Below are 11,473 nucleotides of genomic sequence, written 5' to 3'. Positions count from 1 at the left end.
TTCCGCATCCGGAGACAAGGGGCGGGATTATATAGGGTTAATCGCACCCTTGCAGCCTATCGTCCGCGGCCTTTCTATACTCAGAGCTCAGCCCCGTGGAGACAGTCCCATGGCCCTTGCACGCGCCGCCGACATACCCAGTGATCTGCTGGAGGAGTTTCGCCTCGACACCGCCGAGCAGCTACCACGCTGCGAGCAACTGCTGATTGAACTGGAGCGCCACCCACAGGACGGAGCGAGGTTGCGCGAGCTGTTCCGCCTGGTACACACCGTAAAAGGCAGCCTCGGCTACGTCGAGCTGGGCCATTTGCTGCCATTGCCACAGGCGATGGAGGACGTGCTTGATCGTCTGCGTGAAGGAGCACTGCAATTCGATAGCCTGCTCGGCGATATCCTCTTGCTCAGCCTCGACCAGCTGCGCAACCTGATCGATTCAGCCCTGGGGCTCTCCCCCGATGTAGACCCGCAGCAGATCGCCAGCCAATGCCAGGCCCTGCAGGCCCTGGCGGCAGCTCCCGGCTCGCGCCAGACCGAAATTCGCCGCACACTCCTGCAGCATCTAGCGCCAGAGACCCGCTTGCAACCCGTCGAGATCAGTCACGAGCAGTTCACCCAGCTACTAGCGGTATACGGTGTAATCGCGAATTCAGATCTGCAGTTCTTCGCCGAGCTCATGAGCGCCAGCGAGCGCCGATCCCCCTACTGGCACGGAAGGGGCACCCGCCTGCTCGAATTGGCGCTGGCCATGAACGAATCGGCCGGCACACCGGTGGAGCCGGAACAGTTGACAGCGGCGGCATGCCTGCATGACTTGGGCATGGCCTTCCTGCCCCTGGACGTACTGCACAAAGAAGGCGAACTGAGCCGCGAAGAGCGTCGGCAGATGCAGTCTCACCCCCGCCAGGCCTCGGAGCTGCTCAAGCGCATGCCTGCCTGGAGCGAAGCCGGGGAAATCATTCTCCAGCATCAGGAACATGCGGACGGAAGCGGGTATCCGAAGGGGCTGCGAGAAATGGAGATCCACCCAGGCGCCCTGCTCCTGAACATCGTCGATACATTCGACGCACGCACCCATGAGCGAGCTCACCAAACCATGAGCAAGCGCCCTCGCCTTCGTGCCATCCTGGAAATCAACAACCTGGCCGGGCAGCAGTTCAGCGCCTACTGGGTGGAGGTCTTCAACCGAACGCTGCAGGACAACCCGAAACTCGCACATCTTTAAGCGGAACCGCAGGTAGGGCGATAGCCTCCAAGCATGACTTCGATTGATTCTAGCCAAATCGTCAACCACACGGCCTATGGTAGGCTGCCGCCATCAAGAGGAGCTTCTGCTCCGGCCATCTGAGGAGAAAAGGTATGGAAATCAACATCGGCATTGCTGAACAGGATCGCGCTGCCATCGCCGAGGGGCTGTCCCGTCTGCTGGCAGACACCTACACCCTGTATCTGAAGACTCACAACTTCCACTGGAACGTCACCGGCCCGATGTTCAACACACTGCACTTGATGTTCGAGGCGCAGTACACCGAGTTGGCCTTGGCCGTCGACGCCATTGCCGAACGTATTCGCGCCCTTGGCTTCCCAGCTCCGGGCACCTACGCCGCCTACGCCCGCCTGTCTTCGATCAAGGAAGAGGAAGGTGTACCCAGCGCCGAGGACATGATCAAGCTGCTGGTTCAGGGCCAAGAGGCAGTGGTACGAACCGCTCGCGGCATCTTCCCGCTCCTGGACAAAGTCAGCGATGAACCCACGGCCGACCTGCTGACCCAGCGCATGCAGGTGCACGAGAAAACTGCCTGGATGCTGCGCAGCCTGCTGGCCGCCTGAGCCAGCAAAACCGGATCGCGCCGGCGCAATCCGGCACTGCAAAGCCCCGGAAGAAATCTTTCGGGGCTTTCTCGTATAATGGATCGACTTGATCGAGCCGACGCGTGCGGCTTGTCAGATGTACATGCTGCATCGCCTCAAGAAACTCGCTGTCGCTACTCGTCCCTGAGTCGATAACCGACTCCCTGCTCGGTCAGGACAAAACGCGGCGCCGCCGGGTCGTCACCGAGCTTCTGCCGCAGATGGCCGACCACCACGCGCAGGTAGTGGCTGTCCTCGACATGGGTCGGGCCCCAGATATCCTTGAGCAGCTGTTGCTGGGTCACCACCCGCCCCAGATGCCGCGCGAGCATGGCCAGCACCGCGTACTCCTTGCGCGTCAGCGCCACCTCGGCGCCCGCCAGGGTCACCCGCCGATAGGCGAAATCCACCTGCAACGAACCGCTCTGCGCGGCGGCCTCCTGCGGCTCGCCCACAGCGCCCTGGCGCAGCAGCGCACGCACCCGGGCGAGGAACTCCTGAATGCCGAAGGGCTTGGTCACGTAGTCGTTGGCGCCGCTGTCCAGAGCCTTGACCTTCTCGCCTTCGCTGGCGCGCACCGAGAGCACCAGCACCGGCACCTGTGACCATTCGCGCAGCTCGCTGAGCACCTGCTGGCCATCCTTGTCCGGCAGGCCGAGATCAAGCACCACCAGGTCCGGCCGCTCCAGCGCGGCCTGGGCCAGGCCTTCACTGCCGCTGCCCGCCTCCAGCACACGGTAACCCTGGGCATTGAGGCTGATGCGCAGGAACTTGCGAATCTGCGCCTCGTCGTCGATCACCAGGATGGTCGTGGCATTGCTGGCCATACCTACTCTTCCTCGAGCTGCGGTTGCGGATGCAGCGGCAGGTGCAGGACCAAGCTGGCGCCACGACCATCCAAGCCCTCGCCCACCGTGACCCGGCCGCCGTGGGCGCCGAGCATGCCCTGGCATATCGCCAGGCCCAGGCCAGTGCCCTGGCCGCCGCGATCGCCCCTGGCAGCGGTATAGAACATATCGAAGATCCTCTCCCGCTCCGCCTCCGGGATACCGGGGCCCTGGTCGCTGACCGAGAAGCGCAGCTCCTCCGCGTCACTGTCCACCGCTACTCGCAGACGCCCGTGCACCGGCGAGAAGCGTGCAGCGTTCTCCAGTACGTTGACCAAAGCCTGTTCGATCAGCGCCGCATGTACATAGAGCAGCGGCAGCTGCGCCGGCACCTGCAACTCCACCTGCAGTGGCGCCAGCACCGGGCGCAGGCGCTGCACAGCGCTGGAGACAATGTCCGCCGGCGCCACCCAGTCGCGCGCCAGCTTGAGGCCGCCGTGGCCGAGACGAGTCATGTCGAGCAGGTTCTGGATATAACGATCCAGACGTTCGGCCTCGTCACGGGTGCCCTCCAGCAACTCGCGGCGATCGGCCAGGGGAATCTGCTCGCCGAGGGCCAACAGGCTGTCGATGGAGCCACGCATGGCCGTCAATGGCGTACGCAGGTCGTGGGACACCGATGCCAGCAGCGCGCTGCGCAGCTCCTCGGTCTGCCCGTGCAGGCGCGCCGCCTCCAGGTCCGCCGCCAGCTGGGCGCGCTCCAGGGCCTGGGCCAACGGCTGGCCAAGGGCGGCGATCAGGCGGCGCTGCTCCGGGGTCAGCGGCCGCTCGTCCTTCGGTGCCACGCCGAGCAGGGCCAGCGGCCCCTCCTCGCCGGCCAGCGGCCACCACCACCAGCGCCCGCCCGGCAGGGTACCGGTGCCGAGCCCGGCTGGCTGGGCGTGCTGCCAGGACCAGTCGGCGGCGGCGCGCTCCTGTTCGGTGAGCAGGCGCTGCACACCCGCCTCGTTCTTCCACACACCATCGCGGCCGCGCGACTGCAGGCTGATTTCGATCTCCTGCCACAGGCCGAACTGCTGGGTGGCCGCGGAAAACACCGCCTGGCGGTCGGTGGCCACGGTCAATTTGCGCGACAGGTCGAGCAGCGCCGTGGTCTCCGCCTGGGTCTGGCGCAGGGCCTGTAGCTGGCGGCGCTGGCGACTGGCCAGGTTGCCGGTCAGGCCGGCCATCAGCAGGAAGAACAGCAGGGTAAGCACGTCCTGCTGGCGGTCGATCTTCAGCGACAGCAGCGGCTCGATGAACAGCAGGTTGTAGGCCAGGAACGACAGGCCGGCACAGAGCAGTGCCGGACCCAAGGAGCTGCGCACCGCTACCACCAGCACGGCAGCGAGGAAGATCAGCGAGATGTTCGGCAACTGCACAAGCTGCGCCAGGCCCAGGGCGGCGCTGCTGGCCACGGCGGTCGCCAGGGGCGCCAGCAAATAGTCGCGCCAGGCCAGCGGCGCGCGCGCCCGAGGCCGCGCCGGCGCCAGCTCGGCCTCGGTATCCAGCACGCTGATCTCCAGGCCATTGCCGTCCGCCAGCAGACGCTCGGCCAGGCCGCGACCGAAGCGCCAGCGCCGGCGCAGACGCTGACGACTGCGGCCAACCAGAATCAGGCTGGCACGACGCTCGTGGGCATGCGCGATCAAGGTGCTGGCAACTTCACCGGCACGCAGGTTGACTACCTCGCCGCCCAGGCGCTCGGCCAGTTGCTGGGCCGCCTGCAGGTTGCCCAGGCGCTCCTCGTCGCGCGGGCCACCGGTGTCCACGTGCACCACCGACCAGGGCAGATGGCGGCGTTCGGCGACTCGGCTGGCGTGGCGCACCAGGCGCTCGGCCTGGCCATCGCCGTCGATGCCGACCAGCAGGCGGCCGCGTACGCTCGGTGCTTCCTGGCCCTGCTGGCGATAGCGGCGGTTGAGGTCGGCATCCACCCGCGCGGCGGCGGTGTGCATCGCCAGTTCGCGCAATGCGGTGAGGTTTGTCTGCGAGAAGAACGCGTCGATGGCCGCACGCGCCTGCTCCGGCACGTACACCTTGCCTTCGCGCAAACGTTCGAGCAGTTCGCGCGGCGGCAGGTCGATCAGCAGGATCTCGTCGGCCTCCTGCAGCACCCAGTCCGGCAGGGTTTCGCGCACCTGCACGCCGGTGATGTCGCGGACCTGATCGTTGAGCGCCTCGAGGTGCTGCACGTTGACCGTGGTGTACACGTCGATGCCGGCGGTGAGCAGCTCTTGTACGTCCTGCCAACGCTTGGCGTGGCGGCTGCCGGGGGCGTTGCTGTGGGCCAGCTCGTCCACCAATACCAGCTGCGGCGGCCTGGCCAGCAGGCCATCGAGGTCCATCTCCTGCAGCGGCCGCTCGCGGTATTCCACGCGTTTGAGCGGCTGTTGCGGCAGACCGGTGAGCATCGCCTCGGTCTCTGCCCGGCCGTGAGTCTCGACCACGCCAACGCGCAGGTCGACGCCCTGGCGCAACTGCGCCTGCGCTGCCTGCAGCATGGCGTAGGTCTTGCCTACGCCAGGTGCCGCGCCGAGGAAGACCTTCAGCCGGCCGCGGCCCTCACGGGGCATTTCAGCCAACAATGCATCGGCGCGTAGCGCATCACTCATGGGCTGTTCTCGTTCACGGCGAAGGCGCGATTGTCCGCCAGTGCCAGGTTCAGCGCCAGCACGTTGACCACGTCGGGACCGACCAGCGAACGCTCGGTGTGCTGCTCGATCAGCCGCTCAAGACTGGTACTCGGCAGATGCCGGGCAGCGGCGATGCGCGCCACCTGCCAGCGCGCGGCAGCCGGCGACAGATGTGGATCGAGACCACTGGCCGAGGTGGTAACCAGCTCCAGCGGCACCGGAGTACTGCCCTCGCCCAGCAGGCGCTGGGCATCTTTGGCGATACGCTCGGCCAGGGCAGGGTTGCTCTGCGCCAGGTTGCTAGCACCGCTAGACACAGTGGCGAAACCAGCGGCCGAGGGGCGCGGCTGGAACCACTGCGAACCCTCGAAGTTCTGTGCCAGAAGCGCGCTGCCGAGCAGCTGGCCTTGGTCGTCACGCAGCAGGCTGCCGTTGGCCTGCTCGGGGAAGGCCACCTGGGCCACGGTGGTGACCAGCAGTGGATAGGCCACGCCGGTGATCAGGGTCATCAGGCCGAGAATGCCGAGGGCCGGACGGAGTTGCTTGAGCATGTCGTTTCTCCAGAAATTCGGAACCGCCCCGGCAGCCGGGGCGGCTCAGGGTCAGACCAGGCCGAGGGTGGTCAGCAGCACGTCGATCAGCTTGATGCCCACGAAGGGCGCAAGGATGCCGCCCAGGCCGTAGATCAGCAGGTTGCGGCGCAGCAGGCTGGCAGCGTCGGCCGCCTCTACGCGCACACCGCGCAGGGCCAGGGGAATCAGCGCGATGATGATCAGCGCGTTGAACACGATGGCCGAGAGGATGGCGCTCTGCGGGCTGTGCAGCTGCATCAGGTTGAGTGCACCGAGCTGCGGGTAGATGCCAGCGAACAGCGCCGGGAGAATGGCGAAGTACTTGGCCACGTCGTTGGCCACCGAGAAGGTGGTCAGCGCACCACGGGTCACCAGCAGCTCCTTGCCCACCTGCACCACGTCCAGCAGTTTGGTCGGGTCGGAGTCCAGGTCGACCAGGTTGGCGGCTTCGCGGGCAGCCTGGGTACCGTCGTTCATCGCCAGACCAACGTCGGCCTGAGCCAGCGCCGGGGCGTCGTTGGCGCCGTCGCCGCACATGGCGACCATCTTGCCTTCGGCCTGCTCGGAGCGAATGCGCTGCAGCTTCTTCTCCGGCGTGGCCTCGGCGATCACGTCGTCGACACCGGCCTCAGCGGCGATGGCGGCAGCAGTCAGCGGGTTGTCTCCGGTGACCATCACCGTGCGGATGCCCATGGCACGTAGCTCGGCGAAGCGCTCGCGGATGCCGGGCTTGACCACGTCCTTGAGGTGGATGGCGCCGAGCAGGCGATTGTCGCCAGCCACCAGCAACGGCGTACCGCCGCTCTGGGCAATCTTGTCGACCTCGCGCGCCAGATGCTCGGGCATCTCCTCACGAGTCATGCCCAGGTACAGCAGCACGGCATCCACGGCGCCCTTGCGGAAGCTGCGGCCGTTCCAGTCGGCACCGGACAGGCGCGTCTCGGCGCTGAAGGCGATGCCGCGTACCGAACCACGCTCCGGCGCCTCGACCGGACTGAGACCGCGCAGGTATTCGACGATGGACTTGCCCTCGGCCGTGTCGTCGGCCAGCGAGGCCAGCAGCGCCGCTTCGGCCAGATCGCGACCGTTGACGCCCGGCGCCTTGACCAGCGCGCTGCAGCGGCGGTTGCCGAAGGTGATGGTGCCGGTCTTGTCCAGCAACAGGGTGTGCACATCCCCCGCCGCTTCCACCGCGCGACCGGACTTGGCGATCACGTTGAGACGCACCAGGCGGTCCATGCCGGCGATACCAATGGCCGACAGCAGGCCGCCGATGGTGGTCGGGATCAGGGTCACCAGCAGCGCCACCAGGTACACCAGTGGCAGATCACCACCGGCGTAGCGGGCGAACGGCTGCAGGGTAGCCACCACCAGCAGGAAGATCAGGGTCAGGCCGATCAGCAGGATATCCAGCGCCACCTCGTTGGGGGTCTTCTGGCGCTTGGCACCCTCGACCAGGGCGATCATGCGGTCCAGGGTCGATTCGCCCGGATTGGCGGTGATCTGTACCAGCAGCCAGTCGGACACCACGCGGGTGTTGCCGGTGACGGCCGAGCGGTCGCCACCGGACTCGCGAATCACTGGCGCGGACTCACCAGTGATGGCCGCCTCGTTGACTGCAGCGATACCCTCGATGACCTCGCCGTCACCGGGAATCAGCTCGCCGGCTTCGACGCGGACGATGTCGCCCTTACGCAGTTGGCTAGCGGCCACGATCTGGAACTGCTCGCCGACCTTGCGCCGCGCGGTCAGGCCCTGACTACCGGCCTTGAGGCTGTCGGCGCGAGCCTTGCCACGCCCCTCGGCCAGAGCCTCGGCGAAGTTGGCAAAGAGCACGGTGAACCACAGCCACAGAGCGATCTGAACGGCCAGACCGACGCTCACCGCCGGGTTGGGGATGAAGCACAGTACGGTGGTGAGGATGGCGGTCAGTTCCACCACCAGCATCACCGGCGAGCGCTTCAGCTGGCGCGGATCGAGTTTGACGAAGGCCTGTTTCAGGGCTGGTTGCCACAGCGCCTGGAAGCTGGTCTTGGAGGTTTGCACGGCGCCGCTAGGCGCACGAGTGGGGGCATTCATATGGTTCTCCCTTAGAACGCCAGGTGTTCGGCCAGCGGGCCCAGGGCCAGCGCAGGCAGGAAGGTGAGACCGCCGACCAGCAGGATGGTCAGGGTCAGCAGGGTGACGAACAGCGGACCATGAGTGGGGAAGCTGTTGTTGCCCAGCGGTGCGCGCTTCTTGGCGGCCAGGCTGCCAGCGATCGCGAGGATCGGCAGGATGTAGCCAAAGCGACCGAGTAACATGGCGAAACCGATCATCATGTTGTGGAACGGCGTGTTGGCGCCGAAGCCAGCGAAGGCCGAGCCGTTGTTGGCGGTACCCGAGGTGTAGGCGTACAGCGCCTGGCTGAAGCCGTGTGCGCCTGGGTTGGTCACCGAGGCCGCCGGGCCCGGCAGACTCACGGCCAGGGCACAGAACACCAGCACACCGATCGGCATTACCAGCAGAGTGGCGACCAGCAGGCGCACCTCGCGGGCTTCCAGCTTCTTGCCCAGGTATTCCGGGGTGCGGCCGATCATCAGGCCAGCCAGGAACACGGCGATCAGAACGAACAACAGCATGCCGTAGAGACCGGCGCCGACGCCGCCGAAGATCACTTCGCCGAGCATCATGTTGAACATCGGGATCATGCCGCCGATGGCGCTGAAGCTGTCGTGCATGGCGTTGACCGAGCCGTTGGACGCGGCCGTGGTGGTCACCGCCCAGAGTGCCGAGGCGGCGATACCGAAGCGGCTCTCCTTGCCCTCCAGCGAGCCGGCCTGCTCGATCGGCAACGCCGCCAGAGCAGGGTTCGGCTGGTATTCGGCCCACAGGGTGATGCCCAGGCCGATGACGAACAGGATCAGCATGCTGGCCAGGATCGCGCGGCTCTGGCGCAGATCCTTGACGTAGTGGCCGAAGCTGAACACCAGCGCCACCGGGATCAGGATGATCGCCGCCAGCTCCAGCAGGTTGCTCAGCGCCGTGGGGTTCTCGAAAGGGTGCGCCGAGTTCACGCCGAAGAAGCCGCCACCGTTGGTACCGAGCTGCTTGATGGCGATCTGGCTGGCCGCAGGACCGAGCGGAATGGTCTGGTCGGTGCCCATCAGGGTCTTGGCCTGGGGATAGTCCATGAAGGTCTGCGGCACGCCCTGCCAGACCAGCAGCAGCGCCAAGATCACGCAGAACGGCAGCAGGCCGTAGAGCGTGGCGCGGGTCAGGTCGACCCAGAAGTTGCCGATGCCGCTGCTCGACTTGCGAGAGATACCGCGGGCAAAAGCCACCAGAATGGCCAGGCCCACCGCCGGGCTGACGAAGTTCTGCACGGTCAGGCCAACCATCTGGCTGAAGTAGCTGAGCGCCGCCTCGCCGCTATAGGCCTGCCAGTTGGTGTTGCTGACGAAGCTCACCGCAGTGTTGAACGCCAGGGTCCACTCCAGGCCCGGCAGCTGCTGTGGGTTGAGCGGCAGCAGTCCCTGCAACAGCAGAATGGCGAATAGCAGCGCCAAGCTGGCCAGGGTGAAGGCCAGCATCGCCAGGGCGTAGGTCTTCCAGTCCTGGTCGGACTTGGCGTCGACGCCGGCGACCTTGTAGCAGAGCCGCTCCACCGGCCCCAACAACGGGGTCAGCAGAGTCCGTTCACCCTCCATCGCACGGTACAGGTAGCGTCCCAGCCAAGGCGCAGGCGCCAGGACCAGGACGAAGAAGGCCAGGATCAACCCGTAGTCTTGAAGTTGCATGGGGCCTCCTAGCCTCGCTCGGCGCGCAGCAGCGCCACCAGCAGGTAGATGAACAGCCCCAAGGCCAGGCCCAGGGACACCCCGTTGAGAATGCTCATGTGATCGCTCCGTAATGCGGGCTACGCCGCTGTGAGCGAATTCTTCAACGGAGTGACGTAAAGGAACGATTCTCTGAAAGCCAGTAGGCCATAAAGAAAATGTAAAAATTGGCGGGCTTTATAACAGCGACAAATCAGTCCACGGGAGCATCGACGAAACCAGCAACACCGCGAGGCCCGATGCTCAAGCTGCACCTCTACAGATGCAAAGCCTGCAGTCCGGATCGTAGTACCGCCCCAGGAATATCAGGTTCTGCTCAATAGGTTCGACCTGCTGCTCTCACCGCTTAATCGGGACAATTACCTTGGACATCCATGCTCAGCCGTGCGGGTCGCGCAATCCTCGCCGTATTGCCCACGCCAAAGCACCATCAAGCTATACTATTCCAAGTATTGCCCCACAATATCGAAGTTGACAAACATCCACTCACCTCCCAGCAAACTTCATCCTCCCACCCCCAAATACTGAAAACCCTCATCTATCTCAATAAATTTAACGCCTAGCAAACTATTTTCCTCACACTCTACCTTAAATTCCTCACTACATACGAGCTTGCCAGAAAAGTCCACACACTTAAAAATATGCTTGCCCAAAATCCTTTCATTATCAATCACCGCCCTATACACCGAGATAATCCGAGGAATAGTAGGACAATGCTTTCTATACAACACCTCTCCAGTTCGTAGGTCTGTATAAAATTTCAACTTGGACTCCTTATAATCCAGAGCACCATATTGACCATCCAAGAGAATATAATAATATTTCTTCTCAGCCTCCTCCCCTCCTGACTGGATCATACGCACAGGCACTAGTCTGAATGCAACTCCAAACCGCTCACAAATCTTCACAAATCTCTCTGACACTAAAGGACCGCTGTCCCAAAAGTCAAAATTCAAGAAATTATGTCGAGCCTTAAATACATAATCGTCGCTGATTTCAAACTTAAATGGATCAGGATCATAATCATCCCACTCCCAATCATGATTCAGCTCCCCCTTCAGATAAGGAGGACATCCTTTTTTTCCGGAAATATCGTAATCTACAATATACCACCTCATATTACATCAACCTGCAATTCGGGCTAATCTCAAACTTACCACCTTCAATATCACTTCTGGCAGACATCTGAATCTCTTTGATCCCCAAAATCAACTGCATATCATCCATACCTTCTTTCCACTCACTATTTAAAGCTATAATTTTTTCTTTAATGAATTTCGTATAGTCTTTGTGATTACTCCAATGCCCTGGCAATCCGGTGGCTCTTGCTAGTTCCTCGTTGCCAGGCAACATGATGCCGTTACCCGCGCCATCGCGATCAAAACCTAACTCACTAAGTCGCTGGAACAACTTGGCAAAAGCCTTATCGTCCATTACCTCCTCAGGGATCAAGTGATGCGCTTGGTGGCAATCACCACTTAATGCCCCTAAAGCATCTCTCAGTCTTTTGCTTCCTTTGCTTTTCTTTAAACCGAATGGATCGATCCATCCGAGCGGGTTGGGCGCGTACTGGTAGTTATTGTTCCCTCCCCTTAAGCCGATTGGATCCTGGCTGATGAAGCGCCCGATATCCGGATCGTAGTACCTGAACCGGTTGTAGTGCAGCCCTGTTTCCTGATCGTAGTACTGCCCTTGGAATCTCAGTCTCTGTTCTACAGGGTTTTCCTGTTCCT

General features: G+C 63.2%; 10 protein-coding genes. 2 read left to right on the top strand and 8 right to left on the bottom strand.

Annotated elements, in window-relative coordinates:
- Window positions 1–109: 109 nt before the first annotated feature.
- Window positions 110–1,222 (top strand): HD domain-containing phosphohydrolase, encoded by a 1,113-nt coding sequence (locus IB234_RS22800; protein ID WP_192322142.1) that lies wholly within the window; start codon window positions 110–112, stop codon window positions 1,220–1,222.
- A gap of 134 nt (window positions 1,223–1,356) precedes the next feature.
- A complete protein-coding gene (locus tag IB234_RS22795; RefSeq protein WP_192322141.1) occupies window positions 1,357–1,827 on the top strand; it encodes a Dps family protein in 471 nt (156 codons plus the stop codon).
- A 155-nt stretch (window positions 1,828–1,982) separates the two neighbouring features.
- Here IB234_RS22795 and IB234_RS22790 read toward each other — a convergent pair whose 3' ends face one another.
- The 8 genes from IB234_RS22790 to IB234_RS24255 form a co-directional block, all read right to left on the bottom strand.
- On the bottom strand, window positions 1,983–2,675 hold the full coding sequence (locus IB234_RS22790; protein ID WP_192322140.1) for a response regulator: 693 nt from the start codon (window positions 2,673–2,675) through the stop codon (window positions 1,983–1,985).
- 2 nt (window positions 2,676–2,677) lie between these two features.
- Window positions 2,678–5,329, bottom strand: coding sequence for a sensor histidine kinase (locus IB234_RS22785; protein WP_192322139.1), 2,652 nt, complete (start codon window positions 5,327–5,329; stop codon window positions 2,678–2,680).
- Window positions 5,326–5,901, bottom strand: a complete 576-nt coding sequence (gene kdpC, locus IB234_RS22780; protein ID WP_192322138.1) for a potassium-transporting ATPase subunit KdpC — start codon at window positions 5,899–5,901, stop codon at window positions 5,326–5,328. Before kdpC ends, IB234_RS22785 begins: the two co-directional genes overlap by 4 nt.
- A 51-nt stretch (window positions 5,902–5,952) precedes the next feature.
- The gene (gene kdpB, locus IB234_RS22775) at window positions 5,953–8,001 is read right to left on the bottom strand and encodes a potassium-transporting ATPase subunit KdpB (protein ID WP_192322137.1); all 2,049 of its coding nucleotides are present in this window, start codon (window positions 7,999–8,001) and stop codon (window positions 5,953–5,955) included.
- Window positions 8,002–8,012: 11 nt separating this feature from the next.
- Entirely contained in the window at window positions 8,013–9,701 is a 1,689-nt protein-coding gene (gene kdpA / locus IB234_RS22770; protein ID WP_192322136.1) for a potassium-transporting ATPase subunit KdpA, read from the bottom strand.
- Window positions 9,702–9,709: 8 nt separating this feature from the next.
- On the bottom strand, window positions 9,710–9,799 hold the full coding sequence (kdpF, locus tag IB234_RS22765) for a K(+)-transporting ATPase subunit F (RefSeq protein WP_192322135.1): 90 nt from the start codon (window positions 9,797–9,799) through the stop codon (window positions 9,710–9,712).
- Between the two features lie 444 nt (window positions 9,800–10,243).
- Window positions 10,244–10,858 (bottom strand): Imm43 family immunity protein, encoded by a 615-nt coding sequence (locus IB234_RS22760; RefSeq protein WP_192322134.1) that lies wholly within the window; start codon window positions 10,856–10,858, stop codon window positions 10,244–10,246.
- A 1-nt stretch (window position 10,859) separates the two neighbouring features.
- The coding region (locus tag IB234_RS24255; protein WP_192322133.1) for an RHS repeat-associated core domain-containing protein at window positions 10,860–11,473 on the bottom strand (614 nt) is incomplete at its 5' end.

The sequence above is a fragment of the Pseudomonas sp. PDM16 genome (assembly GCF_014851865.1).
Classification (GTDB): domain Bacteria; phylum Pseudomonadota; class Gammaproteobacteria; order Pseudomonadales; family Pseudomonadaceae; genus Aquipseudomonas.
The sequence above is the reverse complement of the archived record's forward strand: the minus strand, read 5'-3'. Positions and strand labels throughout refer to the sequence as shown.

What these genes read in the sequence shown, in the direction of transcription:
- IB234_RS22800 (WP_192322142.1), top strand. Translation starts at nt 110, where the DNA reads ATGGCCCTTGCACGCGCCGCCGACATACCCAGTGATCTGCTGGAGGAG.
- IB234_RS22795 (WP_192322141.1), top strand. Translation starts at nt 1,357, where the DNA reads ATGGAAATCAACATCGGCATTGCTGAACAGGATCGCGCTGCCATCGCC.
- IB234_RS22790 (WP_192322140.1), bottom strand. Translation starts at nt 2,675, where the DNA reads ATGGCCAGCAATGCCACGACCATCCTGGTGATCGACGACGAGGCGCAG.
- IB234_RS22785 (WP_192322139.1), bottom strand. Translation starts at nt 5,329, where the DNA reads ATGAGTGATGCGCTACGCGCCGATGCATTGTTGGCTGAAATGCCCCGT.
- kdpC (WP_192322138.1), bottom strand. Translation starts at nt 5,901, where the DNA reads ATGCTCAAGCAACTCCGTCCGGCCCTCGGCATTCTCGGCCTGATGACC.
- kdpB (WP_192322137.1), bottom strand. Translation starts at nt 8,001, where the DNA reads ATGAATGCCCCCACTCGTGCGCCTAGCGGCGCCGTGCAAACCTCCAAG.
- kdpA (WP_192322136.1), bottom strand. Translation starts at nt 9,701, where the DNA reads ATGCAACTTCAAGACTACGGGTTGATCCTGGCCTTCTTCGTCCTGGTC.
- kdpF (WP_192322135.1), bottom strand. Translation starts at nt 9,799, where the DNA reads ATGAGCATTCTCAACGGGGTGTCCCTGGGCCTGGCCTTGGGGCTGTTC.
- IB234_RS22760 (WP_192322134.1), bottom strand. Translation starts at nt 10,858, where the DNA reads ATGAGGTGGTATATTGTAGATTACGATATTTCCGGAAAAAAAGGATGT.